16 protein-coding genes are annotated in these 18,410 nt (G+C 64.0%); 7 read left to right on the top strand and 9 right to left on the bottom strand.

Features of this window, described 5'->3' with window-relative positions:
• Positions 1 to 143 precede the first annotated feature (143 nt).
• Entirely contained in the window at positions 144 to 2,501 is a 2,358-nt protein-coding gene (locus XH91_RS19555) for a hybrid sensor histidine kinase/response regulator (protein WP_128952081.1), read from the bottom strand.
• Between the two features lie 238 nt (positions 2,502 to 2,739).
• Here XH91_RS19555 and XH91_RS19550 point away from each other — a divergent pair, with 238 nt between their 5' ends.
• The 3 genes from XH91_RS19550 to XH91_RS19540 all read left to right on the top strand — a co-directional run bounded on the left by XH91_RS19550 (position 2,740) and on the right by XH91_RS19540 (position 4,011).
• Positions 2,740 to 2,994, top strand: coding sequence for an AbrB/MazE/SpoVT family DNA-binding domain-containing protein (locus XH91_RS19550; protein WP_128954914.1), 255 nt, complete (start codon positions 2,740 to 2,742; stop codon positions 2,992 to 2,994).
• A complete protein-coding gene (locus tag XH91_RS40120; RefSeq protein ID WP_128952080.1) occupies positions 2,903 to 3,193 on the top strand; it encodes a type II toxin-antitoxin system PemK/MazF family toxin in 291 nt (96 codons plus the stop codon). Before XH91_RS19550 ends, XH91_RS40120 begins: the two co-directional genes overlap by 92 nt.
• A gap of 239 nt (positions 3,194 to 3,432) precedes the next feature.
• Positions 3,433 to 4,011, top strand: coding sequence for a hypothetical protein (locus tag XH91_RS19540; protein ID WP_128952079.1), 579 nt, complete (start codon positions 3,433 to 3,435; stop codon positions 4,009 to 4,011).
• Here the strand turns inward: XH91_RS19540 and XH91_RS19535 are convergent.
• From XH91_RS19535 to XH91_RS19525, 3 genes are read right to left on the bottom strand one after another with little or no spacing between them, the layout of a single operon-like run.
• Positions 4,008 to 4,256: a DUF2442 domain-containing protein gene (locus XH91_RS19535; RefSeq protein ID WP_128952078.1), complete on the bottom strand. Its 249-nt coding sequence runs from the start codon at positions 4,254 to 4,256 to the stop codon at positions 4,008 to 4,010. The two genes, XH91_RS19540 and XH91_RS19535, sit on opposite strands and share 4 nt — an antisense overlap.
• Positions 4,237 to 4,482, bottom strand: a complete 246-nt coding sequence (locus XH91_RS19530; protein ID WP_128952077.1) for a DUF4160 domain-containing protein — start codon at positions 4,480 to 4,482, stop codon at positions 4,237 to 4,239. Before XH91_RS19530 ends, XH91_RS19535 begins: the two co-directional genes overlap by 20 nt.
• Positions 4,483 to 4,513: 31 nt before the next feature.
• Positions 4,514 to 8,281, bottom strand: a complete 3,768-nt coding sequence (locus XH91_RS19525; RefSeq protein ID WP_128952076.1) for a vitamin B12-dependent ribonucleotide reductase — start codon at positions 8,279 to 8,281, stop codon at positions 4,514 to 4,516.
• Between the two features lie 765 nt (positions 8,282 to 9,046).
• Here XH91_RS19525 and XH91_RS19520 point away from each other — a divergent pair.
• The gene (locus tag XH91_RS19520; RefSeq protein WP_128952075.1) at positions 9,047 to 9,943 is read left to right on the top strand and encodes a DMT family transporter; all 897 of its coding nucleotides are present in this window, start codon (positions 9,047 to 9,049) and stop codon (positions 9,941 to 9,943) included.
• On the opposite strand, the gene XH91_RS19515 is transcribed toward XH91_RS19520, so the two are convergent.
• The 3 genes from XH91_RS19515 to XH91_RS19505 all read right to left on the bottom strand — a co-directional run bounded on the left by XH91_RS19515 (position 9,909) and on the right by XH91_RS19505 (position 13,513).
• Positions 9,909 to 12,173: a CHASE3 domain-containing protein gene (locus tag XH91_RS19515; RefSeq protein WP_164934151.1), complete on the bottom strand. Its 2,265-nt coding sequence runs from the start codon at positions 12,171 to 12,173 to the stop codon at positions 9,909 to 9,911. The two genes, XH91_RS19520 and XH91_RS19515, sit on opposite strands and share 35 nt — an antisense overlap.
• Entirely contained in the window at positions 12,170 to 12,583 is a 414-nt protein-coding gene (locus XH91_RS19510; RefSeq protein WP_128952074.1) for a response regulator, read from the bottom strand. Before XH91_RS19510 ends, XH91_RS19515 begins: the two co-directional genes overlap by 4 nt.
• 354 nt (positions 12,584 to 12,937) lie before the next feature.
• Positions 12,938 to 13,513, bottom strand: a complete 576-nt coding sequence (locus XH91_RS19505; RefSeq protein WP_128952073.1) for a BA14K family protein — start codon at positions 13,511 to 13,513, stop codon at positions 12,938 to 12,940.
• Positions 13,514 to 13,771: 258 nt separating this feature from the next.
• On the opposite strand from XH91_RS19505, the gene XH91_RS19500 reads away from it, so the two are divergent.
• The gene (locus XH91_RS19500) at positions 13,772 to 14,179 is read left to right on the top strand and encodes an NADH:ubiquinone oxidoreductase subunit NDUFA12 (RefSeq protein ID WP_128952072.1); all 408 of its coding nucleotides are present in this window, start codon (positions 13,772 to 13,774) and stop codon (positions 14,177 to 14,179) included.
• A 555-nt stretch (positions 14,180 to 14,734) separates the two neighbouring features.
• On the opposite strand, the gene XH91_RS19495 is transcribed toward XH91_RS19500, so the two are convergent.
• On the bottom strand, positions 14,735 to 15,421 hold the full coding sequence (locus XH91_RS19495; protein WP_128952071.1) for a DJ-1/PfpI family protein: 687 nt from the start codon (positions 15,419 to 15,421) through the stop codon (positions 14,735 to 14,737).
• A 91-nt stretch (positions 15,422 to 15,512) separates the two neighbouring features.
• On the opposite strand from XH91_RS19495, the gene XH91_RS19490 reads away from it, so the two are divergent.
• Positions 15,513 to 16,451 carry a GlxA family transcriptional regulator gene (locus tag XH91_RS19490; protein WP_128952070.1) on the top strand — a complete coding sequence of 313 codons (939 nt, stop codon included), beginning with the start codon at positions 15,513 to 15,515 and terminating at the stop codon, positions 16,449 to 16,451.
• A 16-nt stretch (positions 16,452 to 16,467) separates the two neighbouring features.
• On the opposite strand, the gene bla is transcribed toward XH91_RS19490, so the two are convergent.
• A complete protein-coding gene (gene bla, locus XH91_RS19485) occupies positions 16,468 to 17,352 on the bottom strand; it encodes a class A beta-lactamase (RefSeq protein ID WP_128952069.1) in 885 nt (294 codons plus the stop codon).
• Positions 17,353 to 17,468: 116 nt separating this feature from the next.
• Between bla and XH91_RS19480 the strand changes: the two genes are divergently transcribed.
• The gene (locus XH91_RS19480; RefSeq protein WP_283810009.1) at positions 17,469 to 18,371 is read left to right on the top strand and encodes a LysR family transcriptional regulator; all 903 of its coding nucleotides are present in this window, start codon (positions 17,469 to 17,471) and stop codon (positions 18,369 to 18,371) included.
• The last annotated feature ends 39 nt before the right edge of the window (positions 18,372 to 18,410 follow it).

The following is an 18,410-nucleotide window of genomic DNA, read 5'->3' as shown; positions in this document are numbered from 1 at the left end:
GTTGCAAACCCGGTAAGGGGGAAGTGTAAGGGGGGAAATGTGCGAGCGCAAAGGCATTTCAAGCGGAGTGCCCGCAGAGTCGCACGCGCGAACTTCGTGCGCATGAGGGAGACCGCGCGTAGGGTGCTAACCCACCCTAAGCGCTAACAGTCAGCCTTGAGCGGATTCGGCTCATTCGGCAGCCGAGTGCGCAGCAAGTTGACGAGTTCGACGACCTTGAACGGCTTGGTCAGGATCTCGTCGAAGCCAACGCGTTTCATGTTGTTCATGTTGGCTTGCATGGCATCCGCAGTCAGTGCGACAATTGGAATGTGCGCGGTGGCAGGGTCCTCGCGCAGGCTCTGCAGGACGTCGAATCCCGTGCCGTTGGACAGGTGAATGTCGGTGATGACGAGATCCGGCTTCACCGATCGCGCAATGGCGATACCGTCCTTGACGGTCTGCGCATCGAGCAAGCGGATGCCTCCCGCATTTTCAACCACGCCATGCATCAATTCGACATTCGGGATCTTGTCCTCGATATAGAGAACCGTATTCCGCGCAAGCGGGGTCGTGGGAGGCAATGGCGTCGCGACCTTCGCCGACGTCGCCGCGATCTCATCGGCGGCCGGCAGGTCGACCCAGAATTTGCTGCCTTCCCCTTCGGTGCTTTCGAAGTCGATGCGACCGTTCATGGCCAGCACCAGTCGGCGACTGAGGGCAAGGCCGATGCCGGTCCCCTCGACCTGGGTAAGCTCGGCGCCGAGGCGATTGAACGGCTGGAAAATCTGGCCGCGAAGCGCGGCAGGAATGCCCGGACCGGTATCCCGGACGATGAAGCGGACCATGCTGCCGACTGGGATCGCCGACAGTTGAACCCAGCCACCCGGGATGTTGTACTTGATGGCGTTGCTGCCGAGATTGAGCAGGACCTGGATCAGACGGGTTCGATCGGCGGTGACGAGCGGAAGGTTTGCCGAGGTGTCCACCGTGAAGACAATGCCGCTCTTGCGAGCCTGGAGCTCCAGCGTGCGGCTCGCTTCGGTCATGATTTCCAGGCAATCGAGGGTCTCGAGGTCGAGCTTGACGTGTCCGGTCTCGAGGCGGGCCATGTCCAATATATCATTGATGATATGTTCGAGATGCTCGCTCGCCGTCATGATGTTCTCCGTGTAACGAATCCGGCGATCGCGCGCGAGCGCATCTCCCGCTCCGTGCAGCAATTGGGCGAAGCCGGAAATGGCGCCGAGTGGCGTTCGCAACTCGTGGCTCATCGACGCCAGAAATTCAGACTTCGCGCGATTGGCTTGTTCAGCCACCTGCTTTGCGACCACTGCCTCGCGCGTGTCCGCCTCTCTCTGGACGCGTTCGTGCTCGCGCAACGCAATCAGCTGCGAGGCTCTGACCAGCGCCTGACCGACCTCGTCGATCTCGATGATGTCGGTGACTGGAATCGACGGCAGTCCCGGTGACCCCAGTGCGAGGGCCGGGGCGCTGAGCCTCATGATCGAACGGCTGATGCGGGCGCCGAACATCGCAGCCGCGAGGCAGCCGATCGCAAGCATGGTGCCGGCAGTTGCAGCGTTGAACGCGATCGATTGCCGGGCATTCGCAGTCAGATCGGCGAGCGGAATGCCCATGCCGACCGTCCAGCCGGATCGGGGGGAGCGGCTGAAGCTGCTGAAGATCGGAATGCCTTCGACCGTCGTGGTTTCGATGCTGCCCTCGGCGACCTCCGTGAAGCGCTGGACGAATTCCGCCGCGCCCTTCTTGCCGACGAACTGGTCCGCTGCATGGGTGCGCGCGACGATGGTCCCGGTGCTGTCGAAAATCGCAGCGACCCAGCTCGGCGGAATATTCTGCCTGCGCAGGATCCCGCTCAGGCGATCGGGCGTGATGCCCATGGCCAGCGTGTAGATGATCTTGCCGTCCGCGAGCACGGGCACTTCGACCACGAACACCCAGTTATCGACGACCGGACCGCGGAAGAGATCGGAAATGACGGGATCGCCGGTTTCGAGGATCCGCCGCACCACGTCGGGCTGGCCATGCCGGGGCAGGGGAGCGCCGAACGGCCGCAGCGAATTGAGGACCTGCTGCGCCGCGGGATCGGTGAGGACGATGTTGGTGCCGGTGAGAACGGTCAGCGCCTCGCGCGCCTGTCCATAGAAGCCCTCGAGGTTGCCGGAGGAGAGATGAGGCGATGTTGCGAGCGCCTGCAGCGCGGATTGCACCCCGTACATTTCGGCGTCGACGGCCTGGATCAGCGCGCGGGCGGTAGCCACCGTGCTGTGGCCGACGAAGGCGGTATTTTGCCGGTAGGAATGCACGATCAGAAAGCCCGCCGCCAGCGTCACCGGCAGAACGCAGGCGACGACCAGGCAGATCAGCCAGAAACGAATGGTTCTCTGATGCCACATGATGCTCTCGCGCTGGCCCGCAACGAAGCAAATGTCGTCGCGCGCCGGTGGTCCCTCGCGGGAGCTTCGACCGTCGCTGACGGCCGAGGCAGAGATCGTCATGACCGGTATCGACTCACCCGGTCTTGATCCAGCGCAAGATATGTCCGATCGGTCGGAAAGAGCTGCTGCGAGCGGCGGCGCAGAGCGTGGCAATCCTTGGGGGATGTGCCGTGCGCGACGCAACCGTGGCGATAGTGCGTAGGATAGTGAGCTCTTGCGAAGCCCGTCGCCGCGGTAAACTTCGCAGTTGAATGCCGACGATGTGTCTACATTGTATCATCGCGCTCGGAGGCCAAGGATGAAGGTTGCATTTCAGAAGTGGGGCAAGAGCCTCGCGCTGCGCGTCCCGAAAGCGTTCGCCGACGAGATCGGAGCCCGCGACGGGAGGGCCGCGGAGATGACCGTGAGCGACGGCAAGCTGGTCATCGAGATCGCGCGACCGCAGCGGCGCAAACGTCGCTATGCGCTCGACGATCTGGTTGCGGGGATCACGCCGGCCAACCGTCACGACGAGACTGATTGGGGGTCTGCCGTTGGCACCGAAGCCTGGTGACTATCGTCCCGAGGCCGGGGACCTCATTTGGTTCGATCTGGACCCAACGGTCGGACATGGGCAAAGCGGCCGGCGACCGGCTATCGTGGTGTCGCCGCGGCACTACAACACGTCTCTTCGAGGGGCATCCATCAACAGCCGTCGTCAGATGATGGGTTTCGCAAGGGCTCAACCCGTCCCACGCGCTGGACGACTTTGATAGGTATCGCTTCGTTCCGCCCGTCCTACGTTCGCACGGGGGCCGGGAGGGCGGAGCGCCGACGACGCATGTCAATAGGCAACGGGCCGGCCGACCGCCCATGAGGATACCACCGTTGATCCGCTATCTCGGTGCCCGTCTAAGTTGCGCTGGACGTGATGATGTGATTCAATCCGCCGGCATTGCTCGGAGGAATTACCTGGAATAGTTGCGAACATCATCTAGCCGGGGGGCGCAGCATGAGCGACACCAGCGGTACACGAGAGGCGCCTGAGAGTACGTGGCTCGAGAGGTTGGAAGCGTCCGTAATTTCGTTTAGCCGAATTTTTGCGATGTTGGCGTGGGCCATAATCGCCGCGCCGGTGTGGTTGACCATGATAGTGGTCGCTCTCCTTTTTCTCCTGCTTCTCACAGTCGTGAGGGCGCTCACGGCGATCAACTTTTCGATCGATCGCCAACTATTGCGCATGGTGGCTCGCTCCTATCCGAACGGCTTCCGTTACCTTCAAGTTGAATTCAACAAACTGAAATGCGAGATGGACGATGACGAAGGCGATGTGGGTTCGGAGTGGAGCTACGTGTTCAGTACGATCCACATGGTCCTGCTCTGCGTCATTGCAGCCACGCTCTACTGCCTCTACTCAGGAATAAACGTGCTCAGCCTGCCGCAATATGCGTATGCTGGCGCTATCGTCCTCACGCTGGCCGCATTTGCTTTGGCATGGCTTGCAGATCGACGCAGGGGCCGCATTTCCGTTCGCGGCGCAGAGGCTCAGCAGGTGGCCGCAATATCCGAGCGCGTCGATCCAGCGGGCTAGGCGGCGTGTTCCGTGGATCGCGTGACGTCGCCGCGTCCTGCGAGAAGGCCCGCTACGGAGATATCTTCGTCAAGCGTTTCCCAGTGCAGGCCGACCCGGCTGAGTTCGACCTGCTCGCGCTCCGCGGGCGATGCATGCAGCAGTCGCGGAAACCACGCGAGCGGTATGCCGAGCGCCCGGCCGTCGGACAGTTCGACCCACATCATGTGCTCGTCGAAGCGAACGCTAGTTGCCGAAATGGTCATGCCAAGCCTTCAGAAGAAGATCACTGCTGTCTTCCACCACGCGCAGGATATTCGAAAGTTCACGCGGATTGAAGCCATAACTGTCGGCTATTGATACGGCGGGCTCAAGCCAGACCTTGGCGTCCCGGCCGCCGCCTTTGACGTGGACATGCGGCGGCTCGGGTGGCTGGCCTTCGTTGGAGAAGAAGTAGTAGCGCAAGCCACCCTGGCGCAATGCAACTGGCATCTTGGCCTCCGGGCGGCTTGCGCTATTGGTCTCAGCTACACCCCGTCGTCGACCCACAAGTATCGCACTTCATGCAGGTGCCATTCCGCACCAGCGTGAAGTTGCCGCACTCTGAGCACATCTCGCCTTCGTAGCCCTTGGCCTTGGCTTCCGCGCGGCGCTCGGCCTTGGTGGGGGCCGCGACCGTTGCGGCGCTGCCGGCCTTGCTCCATTGGAGGGCCTCTAGCTTCTCGGTGGGCGAGAGGTCGTGGGCCACTTCCTGCTTCAGCGCGACTGCGCCTTCCAGGACATCGCCGACCCGGGCGCTCGCGCCGTGCCCGGCCAGTGCCGTGACCTTGCTGCCGCCTGACGGGGCACTGTCATTGCCCGAGACCACGGCGGCCGAACCGCCGCGCATCACGACGAGGTTGTCGGTCCGCGAGCGGGTGAGGCCGCGCGAGACCAGCTTGGTCGCGTGCTGGGTCTCATCCGGCTCCTTGCCTTCCTCGACGCCCTTGCCGAGCGCGTCGAAGTTCGACTCGGTCGGATCGACATGGGCGAGATCGAAGCGCGACATGTAGCTCACCGCCAGCTCGCGGAAGACGTAGTCGAGGATCGAGGTCGCGTATTTGATGCTGTCGTTGCCCTGCACCGGGCCCGCCGGCTCGAAGCGGGTGAAGGTGAAGGCATCGACATATTCGTCGAGCGGCACGCCGTATTGCAGGCCGAGCGACACGGCGATGGCGAAGTTGTTGATGAAGGAGCGGAGCGCTGCGCCTTCCTTGTGCATGTCGATGAAGATCTCGCCAAGACGGCCGTCGTCATATTCGCCGGTGCGCAAGTAGACCTTGTGGCCGCCGACGACCGCCTTCTGGGTGTAGCCCTTGCGGCGATCGGGCATCTTCTCGCGCTCGCGCATCACGACGATGCGCTCGACCAGCTTCTCGACGATCTTTTCCGAGACCTGGGCGGCGCGCGCCGCCATCGGCTTCTCGTAGAGCGTCTCGACCGCATCGTCCTCGTCCTCATCGTCGCTGATGAGCTGCGAGTTGAGCGGCTGGCTGAGCTTCGAGCCGTCGCGATAGAGCGCGTTGGCCTTCAAGGCGAGTTTCCACGACAGCATGTAGGCGGACTTGCAGTCCTCAACCGTGGCGTCGTTCGGCATGTTGATGGTCTTGGAGATCGCACCCGAGATGAAGGGCTGGGCCGCAGCCATCATGCGGATGTGGCTCTCGACCGACAGATAACGCTTGCCGATCTTGCCGCAGGGATTGGCGCAATCGAACACTGCGTAGTGCTCGGCCTTGAGGTGGGGCGCACCTTCCACCGTCATCGCGCCGCAGATGTGGACGTTGGCGGCCTCGATCTCGCGCTTGGTGAAGCCGACGGCCTGGAGCAGGTCGAAGCCCGGGGTGGCGATGGCTTCAGCGCCGATGCCGAGCTGGTCGCGAATGAAATCCTCGCCAAAGGTCCACTTGTTGAAGGCGAACTTGATGTCGAAGGCGGTCGGCAGCGCCTTTTCCACCTTGGCGATGGCTTCATCGGTGAAGCCCTTGGCCTTGAGGGTCGAGGCGTTGATGCCGGGCGCGTTGGAGAGCGAGCCGTGGCCGACGGCGTAGGCTTCGATCTCCGCGATATCGGCTTCGCGATAGCCGAGCGCGCGCAGCGCTGCGGGGACCGCGCGGTTGATGATCTTGAAGTAGCCGCCGCCGGCGAGCTTCTTGAATTTCACCAGGGCGAAGTCGGGCTCGATGCCTGTGGTGTCGCAGTCCATCACCAGGCCGATCGTGCCTGTCGGCGCGATGACGGTGGTCTGGGCGTTGCGATAGCCGTGCTGTTCGCCGAGCTCGAGCGCCGCATCCCAGGCCGCCTTGGCATGGGCGACGATGTCCTGTTGCGGGCACGAGGCGTGGTCGAGCGGCACCGGGTTGACGCTGAGCGCCTCGTAGCCTGAGGCCTCGCCGTGCGCGGCGCGGCGGTGGTTGCGGATGACGCGCAGCATGTGCGCGGCGTTCTTCTTGTAGCCGGGGAAGGTGCCGAGCTCGGCCGCCATCTCGGCCGAAGTCTTGTAGGTGATGCCGGTCATGACCGCGGTGAGGGCGCCGCAGAGCGCACGGCCTTCCCGGGAGTCGTAGGAGAGGCCCATGGTCATCAGCAGGCCGCCGATGTTGGCGTAGCCGAGGCCGAGCGTGCGGAACTCGTAGGAGAGCTCGGCGATCGCGCGCGAGGGGAACTGCGCCATCATCACGGAGATTTCGAGCACGATGGTCCAGAGCTGGCAGAGGTGCTCGTAACCCCTCACGTCGAACTGCTTGGTCTCGGTGTTGTAGAAGGTCAGCAGGTTGGCCGACGCCAGGTTACAGGCGGTGTCGTCCAGGAACATGTATTCCGAGCACGGGTTCGATGCGCGGATGTCGCCGGACGCCTTGCAGGTGTGCCAGTCGTTCATGGTGGTGTTGAAGTGCAGGCCCGGGTCGGCCGACGCCCAGGCGGCGTAGCCGATTTTTTCCCAGAGGTCGCGCGCACGCAGCGTCTTGGTCACCTTCTTGGAGGTGCGGGCGTTGAGATTCCAGTCGCCATCGGTCTCGACGGCGCGGAGGAAATCGTCCTTCAGCGAGACCGAGTTGTTGGAGTTCTGGCCCGAGACCGTGAGATAGGCTTCGCTGTCCCAGTCGGTGTCGTAGGTGTCGAACTGGATGTCCTTGTAGCCTTGCTTGGCAAACTGGATGACGCGCTTGATGTAATTGTCGGGCACGAGGCTGCGGCGCGCGAGCTTGATCTCGCGGCGCAGCGCCGGGTTCTTCTCGGGGTCGAAGCAATCGTCGCCGGAGCCTTCGCAGTTCACGCAGGCCTTCAGGACGAGCTTGAGGTGCTTCTGGTTGATCTTGGAGCCGGTGACGAGGGCGGCGACCTTCTGCTCCTCCTTCACCTTCCAGTCGATATAGGTCTCGATGTCGGGGTGATCGACGTCGACGACGACCATCTTGGCCGCGCGGCGCGTGGTGCCGCCGCTCTTGATGGCGCCGGCGGCGCGGTCGCCGATCTTGAGGAAGCTCATCAGGCCGGACGAGCGGCCGCCGCCGGAGAGCTTTTCGCCTTCGCCGCGCAGGCGCGAGAAGTTGGAGCCGGTGCCGGAGCCGTATTTGAACAGGCGGGCTTCGCGGACCCAGAGGTCCATGATGCCGCCTTCGTTGACGAGGTCGTCACCGACGCCCTGGATGAAGCAGGCGTGCGGCTGCGGATGCTCGTAGGCGGACTTGGACTTGGTCAGCTTGCCGGTGAAGGGATCGACGTAATAGTGGCCCTGGCCGGGGCCGTCGATGCCATAGGCCCAGTGCAGACCGGTGTTGAACCATTGCGGCGAGTTCGGCGCGACCATCTGCATGGCGAGCATGTAGCGAAGCTCGTCGTAGAACGCCTGCGCGTCCTCGTCGGAGGAGAAATACTTGCCCTTCCAGCCCCAATAGGTCCAGCAGCCGGCGAGGCGGTCGAACACCTGCTTCGATGAGAGCTCGCTGACATAGCGCTCTTTCTCAGGGAGGAGGCTAAGCGCTTCGGTATCCGGGATCGAGCGCCACAGGAACGAGGGGACGGATTCCTCCTCGACCTTCTTCAGGCGCGCGGCCACGCCGGCCTTGCGAAAGTACTTCTGGGCGAGCACGTCGGAGGCGACCTGCGACCATTCGGCCGGGACCTCGACGCCGTCCATTTTGAACACGACCGAGCCGTCGGGATTCCTGATCTCCGATGTGGTCAGGCGGAATTCGATTCCCGCATAAGGTGACTGTCCAGAAGTGGTGTGGCGCCGCTCAATCCGCATGGTCTTGCCCCGTCCTATTCTTTGACCGGATCCGCCCCTCGTTGAAGGCGTCCGGGTCGACATTTCGTTTCGCGTTTCCACGCAGGCCTCATGGCCCTTGGGCACCGCAGTTCAGCCGGTGGATCCGGCCCAGTTTCTCCCGACGTGATTCCTCGATGCGCGCATCGATCACCCGCCGGCATGTCCAGACCCATCCGCCCCCAAGGGGATGAGCCCGACATGCGTTCAAACGCCCCACACCGTCACACGTTACTGATGCCATCCGAGCCTGTTGCCGGCCCGTTCTGGCGCCCGAAAAATCCACATGCGAGGGCAGACAAGCCCTCATCCCGCTGCCTTCGTCTGGCCTGGCGGAGTGCAGTTATGCGGACCCTTTGGGGGAGTGCCGGCGGGACGCAAACTCACTCGCGCCGAACGATCCGAAAGCTAGGACTCTCCAAAGCGCCCGTCAAGAACTAGTGCGAGTTCCTGAATCAAATACTAAATATGGTGGATTGCGGGGGATAACAGGGGGCAAGCCCGCGCCTGTTGTGAACCCAAGTATCAGTGAGTCCTCAGGGATTCCCAACCGAAAAAATTTGCATCCCGTGATGATCCGGACGCTTCATCCCGCTGTTCACAGGGCAGGTATATTTTTGGCCGATGGGATTGCGTCAGCCAGACTCACGTAATGGTACGGAAGCTGAGGGCAGGCATGCCCGCCGAGGTGGTGGTCGCGACTGCGAATCCGCGCCAAGCTGACCTGGATTTTGCCGGACTGCCCACATGCTTGATTCGACTCGTCGGGATGCGCGACCGCGCATCGCCCCGGCCGGCCTGATGTTCCTCGCCATCACCTCGATCGGCTGGGGCTTCAACTGGCCGGTGACCAAATTCTTGCTCTCCGAGCTGCCGCCGCTGACGCTTCGCGGCGTCACCGGCGTGCTCGGCGCCGTGCTGCTGGCGCTGCTCGCGCTGGTGCGCGGCGACAGCCTGAAGGTCGCACCGGCGATCTGGCCGCGGCTGCTGACGGCCGCCGTGCTCAACGTCACCGGCTGGATGGTGCTGATGGGGCTGGCGCTGCTCTGGCTGCCGGCCAGCGAAGCGGCGCTAATCGCCTACACCATGCCGGTCTGGGCCTCGCTGATCGCCTGGCCCGTGCTCGGCGAGCGGCCGACCGTGCTGCGCACGCTGGGGCTGGTGATGGCCTTCGCCGGCCTTGCCTCGATCATGGGCGGCAACGGCATTGCCGCCAGCGCTGCGAAAGCGCCTGGGATCATCATGGCGCTGTGCGGCGCGCTCGGATTTGCCGTCGGCACGGTGTTCTCGAAGAAGTACCCGATCCACCTGCCGCCGGTCACGGCCGCCGCCTGGCAGATCGGCATCGGCTGCCTGCCGATCTCAGTCGTCGGCCTGCTGATCGAGACCTCGCATCTGGACAAGGTGACGCCGACAGGCTGGTGGCTCCTGGTCTATTCGACCGTGGTGCAGTTCTGCATCGCCTATGTCAGCTGGTTCGCAGCGCTCGCGCGCCTGCCGGCCTCGGTGGCCGCGATCGGGACGATGGCGGTGCCCGTGATCGGCGTCGTGGCTTCCGCGCTGGCGCTGCACGAGCCCCTCGGGGCAGGGCAGATCGCCGCGCTGATCTTCACGCTGGCGGCGGTGGTGCTGGCGACGCGCTGAGCGCCTTCCGGATCATCTCGGCGAGCTGGTTGCGCCGATATGGCTTGGTCAGCAGCATCACGCCGTCATCGAGCTTGCCGTGATGCACGATGGCGTTGTCGGTGTAGCCGGATGTGTAGAGCACCTTCACGCCCGGCCGGCGTTTGGCCACTTCGTCGGCGAGCTCGCGGCCGCTCATGCCGCCGGGGATGACGACGTCGGTGAACAGCAGGTCGAAGGCCTGGCCGGCGTCGATCAGCTCCAGCGCCGCCTTGCTGTCGGCGGCGGCGACGGTCTTGTAGCCAAGGCTCTGGAGCTGGGCGGTGACGAAGGTGCGCACCAGATTGTCGTCCTCGACGACAAAGATGGTCTCGGCGCCGCCTTCGGCCTGCGGCGCGATCGCGCTTGCCGTTTCCACCGCGCCCTGGCCCGGCGGCAGATAGAGCTTGATCGTGGTGCCGTGGCCTTCCTCGCTGTAGATCTTGATGTGGCCGCCCGACTGCTTGACGAAGCCGTAGACCATGGAGAGGCCGAGGCCCGAACCTTTGCCGACCTCCTTGGTGGTGAAGAACGGCTCGAACGCGTTGTCCTGCACGCTCTGCGGCATGCCGGTGCCGGTATCGCTGACGGCAAGCATGACGTAGGGACCGGGCGTGACATCCGCATTGGCCTGCGCATAGGCCTCGTCCAGCACGACGTGATGGGTTTCGAGCAGCAGCTTGCCGCCGTTCGGCATGGCGTCGCGTGCGTTGATCGCCATGTTCAGCACGGCATTGGTGAGCCGGGACGGATCGATGTGCGATGTCATCGGTCCCTGTTCGAGCACGGTCTCGATCTGGATCTGCTCGCCGAGGGTCGGGCGCAGCAGTTTTGCGATGTCGGTGATGGCGGCGTTGATCTCGACGTCGCGCGGCTGCAGCGGCTGCTTGCGCGCAAAGGCCAGGAGGTGCTGGATCAGGTCGGCGCAGCGCGCGGCGGCATCGTCGATCAGGCGCGCGGTGCGCTGCAGCTCGGGCTGATCCTTCAGTCCCGCCACCAGCGTCTCGGTATTGCCCGAGATCACGGTCAGCATGTTGTTGAAGTCGTGCGCGACGCCGCCGGTCAGCTTTCCGATCGAATCGAGCTTCTGCGACTGATACAGCTGCCGCTCGGTCTCCCGTGACGCGGTGGCATCGTGATAGACCAGCACCGCGCCGGAGATGTTGCCTTGTCCGTCGCGCATCGGCCGGCCGCTGATCATCAGATGACGCGTGCCGTTGCCGCTATGCGGGCGGACGATCATCTCGAGATCTTCGAACTCGTCGCCGCGCAGCACGCGAGCGGATGGCAGCTCGTCGGGATTGAGCGGCGTGACGCCGTCGCCGTGGAATACGTCGGACAGCACGCGCAGATTGCCGAGACTCATGCCGGTCCGATGCAGCAGCATGCGTTCGGCCGCAGGATTGGACAGGAGCACGGTGCCGTCGCTGTCGATCACCAGCACCGCCTCCGCCATGCTGCGGAACGTGCTTTGCAGCACGTTGACCGACAGACGCAACTCGTCATGGGCGGTGACGAGGTGCTCGGTGCGTTCGGCAACGGCGGCTTCGAGCGCCTCTTTGGCCGCTTGCGTCTGCTCGAGCGAGCTTTGAAGCTGCACGGTGGCACGCTGGCTCTCGCGCATCACCATCACGACCAGCAACAGGATCACCAGGGCACCCGCGACGTCGATGCCGAGCAGCACGATGCCGGTCCGGCGCGAATCCTGCGATCGCGCGCTGAGCAACCGTTCTTCCCCTGAACTCAGGCGGTCGAGATTGCCCATCACCGTGTCCATCAGGCTGCGGCCTTCGCCCTTGCTCTGGAGCGCGGCGATGCCGTCGCCGTCATTGGCGGTGCGCAGGCGCATGGCCTGCGCGGCGATGTCGACCCGGCGCAGCACCAGAGGCTCGGTACTCTCGAGCAGCGCGATCTGATCGGGATTGCCGCGCAAGCCGCGCTTGAGGTCGGCGAGCGCGGGCGCGATCTGGGCGTGCACCGCCTGGAATTCGTCGTTGAAGCTCGAAGTCCGGTAGATCTCGTAGCCGCGCGCGGCGCTTTCGGCGTGGCGGATCAGGGCGCGCAGATCCGAGATCTTCTTCAGGGCCTTGACGGTGTGACTGACCCAGGCGGTGTCCGACCGCGACTTGACGTCGAGACCGATCGAGGCGGCGGTGATGAGCAGGAGAACGGCAAGTCCAGCACCGAGAATGACGCGCTGCGAGGGGATCAAGGGGCCTCTTTCTGGTCCTTCGGCGGCGCGCTCTCGCCGAGGCATTCCCGGATCGTCGCCAGCAGCGTTTCGGGCGTGAACGGCTTGCGCAGGCAACGCATCGCGCCGAGCTCGAGCGCCATGCGCAGGAAGTCCGGGGAGGGCGAGGCGGATGAGGCGAAAGCGTAGCCCGACATCGCGATCAACGGAATCGCGGGCGCGCGTTCGTGAAAGATGCGGATCGATTCAAAGCCGCGCATATGAGGCATGAAGATATCGACCAGCATCACGTCAAAGGTCTGCGCTTCCAGCGCAGCAAGCCCGGTCTCGCCGCCGTCAGTCAACGTGACGTCGAAGCCCTGGCGCAGGAGGAGGACCTCGATGGTCGCGCCGACCATCGGATCGTCATCGACCACGAGAATACGCGGCATGACCTTTCCCAGTAGATCGAAGTCCCCACAGCGATTGGTGATATAGGCGAATCGTGCGCCGGGTCAATTTTGGATTGGACCGAAATGGGTATGCACGGAGCAATGCATAGCGCCCTTGCGGGTTCCTGATGTCCGCGGTCGGCGCCGCACGTGAATTTCATCGGATTTCAATGACAGGTTGAAACGAATGCGTGCGATCAGCGAAGGCTGCCTTGTGGTCCGGATTCGCGCGAAGCTCCGCCAAAGACCCGCATCGGCGACCTCAGTCGCCGGGTGCGGTCGATCGACTGTCATCAAGACGAAGGGCGGCACCGATCATCGGCGCCGCCCTTGAATGATGATCATCAGGCCGCATTACGGGCAGGGATGGCGCAGGCCGTCATAGCCCAGATAGGTACCGGAAGCCGGATCGTAGGACCGATAGCGCTGGGCGCAATAGGCCGACGAATCGCCGCTGGTGTCCGGCACCACGGCGACGGTCGGGCCGTCGTCATAATAGCCGTCGTCGTAGTAGCCATCGCCGTAATAGGGGCCGCCATAATAGGCGTATGAGCCGAGGCCGCCGATCGCTGCGCCTGCCGCGAAGCCCGGCCAGAAGCCGCCACGGTGGTGCCAGCCGCCGCCATGCCAGTTGCCGCCGCCGCCATTCCAATGGCCGCCGGCTGCCGCGAAGTTGCGGCCGCCGCCGTTGAACGCGACTCCGCCGCTCGGGCGCGCGGCCGCTGCGAAATTGCCGCCGCCGCCGCTGAAGTGGGCGCCGCCGGAAAAGCCGCCCATATGGCCACCGCCGCCACCGAAATGCATTCCGCCGCCACCGCCGCCGAAATGCGCACCGCCGTGGCCGCCATGGCCCTGGGCGAAGCTCGGCGTCGCCATCGGAAGAACCAGTGCCAGCGCTGCGGCCGCACCCAAAACTCTCAGACTGTTCATGTTCAAACTCCTTTTCCCGAAAGCAAATTCCTTGAAAGGGCTACAGTTCCTGGGATCACATTGGTTTGCGCATGAGGTGCAGATTTCCACTGTGCTGCTGTACTCCGCATGAACGGATCGCGTCCCGATTGGCGGCGGTCTCCTTGCGGTCCTGGCGGCCCGGTCACCGCATTTGGGCCGGGCATGGCCGCATCGGGCGAACTGGACATTTGGGCGTCCGGATGGCATCAGGACCCCACGAAGCAGGGCCCTTGCCGCATGAAACAATTCTTCCTGAAGCTCTTCACCTGGTGGAACGGCCAGACCTTTGGCACCCAACTCTGGACCTCCAGGTTCGGGGAGCTGGTCGGCCAGGACGAGCAGGGCAACCGCTACTACCGCACCGCCGGCGGCAAGATCGACCCGACGCTCGGCTTCGAGCGGCGCTGGGTGATCTACAACGGCTATGCCGAAGCGAGCCGCATTCCGCCGGAATGGCACGGCTGGATGCACCACGTCGTCGATACCCCGCCGACCGCGATCAACTACCAGCCGCGCGAGTGGGAAAAGCCGCACCAGCCCAATCTCACCGGCACGGCCGGGGCCTACCGGCCCTCGGGCTCGACGCTGGCCAGCGGCAGGCGGCCGAAGGCGACCGGCGACTATCAGCCCTGGACGCCCGGCTAGCTCCGGCTTTCTCCACCTCCGGATTGGATGCACTCGCATCCTGACGACGTCGCTGTGGACAACGGGATCAGCGGGGATGCCCGCTGCCGCGCGATTGCGTCCGCACCGGCAATGCGGCTCAATGAACCCATCTTACGGAGATGGGAGACCATCGCGTTCGGTTCGGGCAACAGTTCGCGACTGTCCCGAAATGCAGCGGCCGCCGAGGAAGGACTCGATCGGGAGATAGGCCCCCGGTCTGGAAGCTCCGACATCGCCCGATGAGAATGTGCGCCGCCGTGAGACAGGAAAGGCCGCCCGGGAAACCAGGCGGCCTTTTTCTTTTGGGGGCTGGAGGAGAGGACCGGAGCCACAGGCTCCGTCATTGCGAGGAGCTCGCGACAAAATTGCGAAGCAATTTTGCGCTGATGCGACGAAGCAATCCAGAAATGTCTCCGTGGAGAGATTCCTGGATTGCTTCGCTGCGCTCGCAATGACGCGCTGGATGCAGTTGTGCACTAATCTTTCGGCTCGTTTCTCGGACGCTGCGGCCCCTTCGGGACCCAAGAGGCGAGGCTATATCAGCCGCTCGGCTGCCCGCTTGGCGGCATCGAGGCGTCGTGCCTGGAATGGGGCGACCCGCTCCTTCATGAGCGCGAGCACCTCGGCCGGAGCCGTATCGGGCGAGCCGGCATTGAAGGGCGGGGCCGGATTGTATTCAAGGCGGAGCTGAATGGCCTCCGCCGTGGTGCGGTCGACCAGCAGCGACACCAGCGTGAGGGCGAAATCGATTCCTGCCGTGACGCCGCCGCCGGTGACGCGGTTGCGATCGATGCAGACGCGCGTCTTCGTCGGCGTCGCGCCGAACAGCGCCAGCATCTCCACCGCACTCCAATGGGTTGCGGCATTGTAGCCCCTCAGAAGCCCAGCCGCGCCCAGCACCAGCGATCCGGTGCAGACCGATGTGACGAACTTGGCGCTTGCAGCCTGCTTGCGCACGAAGTCGAGGGTCTCCTCGTCGTTGAGAAGCGCATCGGTGCCGAAGCCGCCGGGAATGCAGATCACATCCAGTTGCGGGCAGTCGGCGAACGTGACTGATGGCGTCAGCATCAACACGGAATCGCTCGGCACCGGATCCAGCGTCTTCCAGATCAGGTGCACGGTCGCACCGGGTACGGACGAAAACACCTGCAGCGGCCCGGTGAAGTCGAGCTGGGTGACGCGCGGAAACACCAGAAGACCGATCTGGAGCGGTGCCGACATGAGAGCCTCCAAAGAAGAGCTTGACGGGCGCAGCATGGCATGGTGCCTTGTTGTCCAAAATGGCGTATTTCCCTCACTTTCGGACAAAGGCATGATCGGCATCCTGATCTTCCCGGATTTCCAGCTGCTCGATGCGGCAGGTCCCATCTCGGTGTTCGAGATCGCAGCGCGTGCCAGCGGCAAGCCGCTTGCGCTGCGGGTGCTGGCGCTGAACGCAGGCGCTGTGCGCTCGTCCTCCGGCGTCGAGATGATGGCGCGCGATTTCAAATCGGCGAACGCGATCACGACGCTGGTAGTAGCGGGCGGTGCGGGCGTGTCGGCTCCCGCGCGCTGCCCCGCGACGCTCGCCTTCGTGCAGCGGCTGGCGAAGCGGGGCGTGCGGATCGCCAGCGTCTGCTCGGGTGCCTATGTGCTGGCGGAGGCCGGCCTGCTCGATGGCCGCCGTGCCACCACCCATTGGGGCCGCACCCGCGACTTCGTCGCGCGCTATCCGAAGATCAAGTTCGAGCCGGACCAGATCTTCACCCGCGACGACAATGTCTGGACCTCGGCCGGCATCAGCGCCGGGATCGATCTCGCGCTGGCGATGGTCACCGAGGACCATGGCGAGGAGGTCGCACAGGCGACCGCACGCCAGCTCGTGCTCTATCATCGCCGCAGCGGCGGCCAGTCGCAATTCTCCTCGCTCCTGGAATTGAAAACGCCGAACGGCCGCTTCGGTGCGCTGTTGTCGTGGGCACGCGAGAATCTCGATGCGCCGCTGACGGTGGAGGATCTCGCCGATCGCGCCGGCATGAGCGCGCGGCATTTTGCCCGCGCCTTTGCCGCCGAGACCGGCACGACGCCGTCGAAGGCGATCGAGCGGTTACGGATCGAGGTTGCCCGCGAGCGCGTGCAGTCCTCGCGCGAGGCCATCGAGCGCGTTGCCGAGGCGACGGGATTTGGCGATCCCGAGCGCATGCGCCGCGCCTTCATCCGCGCCTTCGGCCAGCCACCGCAGGCGCTCCGGCGCGCGGCGCGGGCGGGGTAGGCGGGCGCGACGATTGTCAGCCGAGGCTCTTGGCGATCGCGCTTCCAACAGATGCGATCACGTCATTGCGTCCATTCGGATCGAGCGCGGAGCCCGTGAGGTAGGCTGCGATGATGACCGGCGAACGTTCGGGTGGCCACACGATGGCCACGTCGTTGGTGGTGCCGTGTTCGCCCGCTCCGGTCTTGTCGCCCACGCGCCAGCCTTTCGGCACGCCGGCGCGTAAACGGCTGTCCCCGGTCTTGTTGGCGATCAGCCATTTGCCGAGTTGATCGCGCCCTTCGGTAAGGAGAACGTCGCCGAGCAGCAGGCGCCTGAAATTCGTAGCCATCGCGTTCGGCGTAGTGGTGTCGCGGGGATCGCCCGGCGTGGCCTCGTTCAGTTCGGTTTCAATCCGATCGAGTCTTGTCGTTTTGTCGCCGAGGCTTCGCGCAAAGCTGGTCAAGCCGGCGGGACCGCCAATGTTTTTCAGGAGTGCGTTGCCGGCCGTGTTGTCGCTCATGGTAATGGCTGCCTCGCAAAGTTCGCGAAGCGACATTCCGTCGCCACCGACATGCTTGCTCGTGACGGGCGAGTACTCGACGAGATCGGCCTGCTCGATACGAACGCGCCGTTCGAGGCCTTCCAGCTTGCTGCCCACGCCTTTCAGTATCGCTGCCGCCGCCAGGACCTTGAATGTGCTGCACATGGGAAAGCGTTCGTCACCCCGGTGATGGATCTGCGCTCCAGTCGTGGTGTCGAGCACGGAGACGCCGAGGCGGCCTGCGCACTTCAGTTCCAACTGTTCGAAGGCCTCGATGAGCGGTGCGGTTCCATCTGACGCGGCAACGGAAACGTTCGGCAGGAAGAGACTTCCCGCGACCGCAAGAGCAGATGAGTTGAATTGACGTCGCGTCAGCATCGAAAACTCCCGTGATTGACGGGCAGGTTTTGCTTGGCGCTCGAACGATTGACAAACGATGGTTCGTAAGGCCATCCATAAGTAAAACTTGGATCAGAAAAACTTGGAACGGATGTTTGGCCCGCCGCCCCGCCAATATTTCCAACCTGCCGCTGAACGCGCTCCGCTCATTCGAGGCGGCCGCGCGCCATCTCAGCTTCACCAAGGCCGGTCTCGAACTTCGCGTCTCGCAGGCCGCGGTGAGCCAGCAGGTGCGGACTCTGGAAGAGAGCCTGCGGGTCAAGCTTTTCAAGCGACTGACCCGCGGGCTTGCTCTCACTGAAGAAGGCGAGGCGCTGCAGCCCGTCATCTCGAGCGCCTTCACCCAGATCAATCAGGTCCTGGACCGGTTCGAGAATGGTCGGATGCGCGAGAGTCTGGCGATCGGTGTGGTCGGCACGTTCGCGTCCGGCTGGCTGCTGCCGCGCCTCGCCGGCTTCACCGCGAACCATCCGCACATCGACGTCAGGATATTTGCGAACAACAATCGTGTGGATCTCGGCGGCGAAGGATTGGATTTCGCGATTCGATTTGGCGACGGCGCGTGGCACGGAACGAATGCCGAGCGTCTTGTCGAGGCTCATTTCACACCGATGTGCGCACCCAATGTGGCGAAGCGCCTGAAAAATCCGGTCGACCTCCACAAGGAGGTGTTGTTGCGCTCGTATCGACCGGGCGAGTGGGCGCACTGGTTCGAGGCGGTAAAATGCAGGCAACCGCGGATGACCGGCCCGACCTTCGACTCGTCGGTCTCCCTGGCGCATGCCGCGGCTCAAGGCGCCGGGGTCGCGCTCCTGCCGGTCGTGTTGTTTTCGGACGATCTGTCGCGCAAGAGACTGGTTTGTCCCTATGACGGCCAAGTCTTTCTGGGCTCCTATTGGCTCACGTCGCTGAAATCAAAAAGGTCTTCGCATGCGATGAAGGCGTTTCGCGACTGGATTCTGGCAGAGTGCAAGACGAAGAGGGCGGGCCAACCATGACGCTCGCGGCTTTGAGAGCCGGTCAAAAGTTGCGCTTCC

The organism is Bradyrhizobium guangzhouense, assembly GCF_004114955.1.
In the GTDB taxonomy this organism is placed as follows: Bacteria; Pseudomonadota; Alphaproteobacteria; order Rhizobiales; family Xanthobacteraceae; genus Bradyrhizobium; species Bradyrhizobium guangzhouense.
This window is presented reverse-complemented; position numbering and strand designations above follow the sequence as displayed.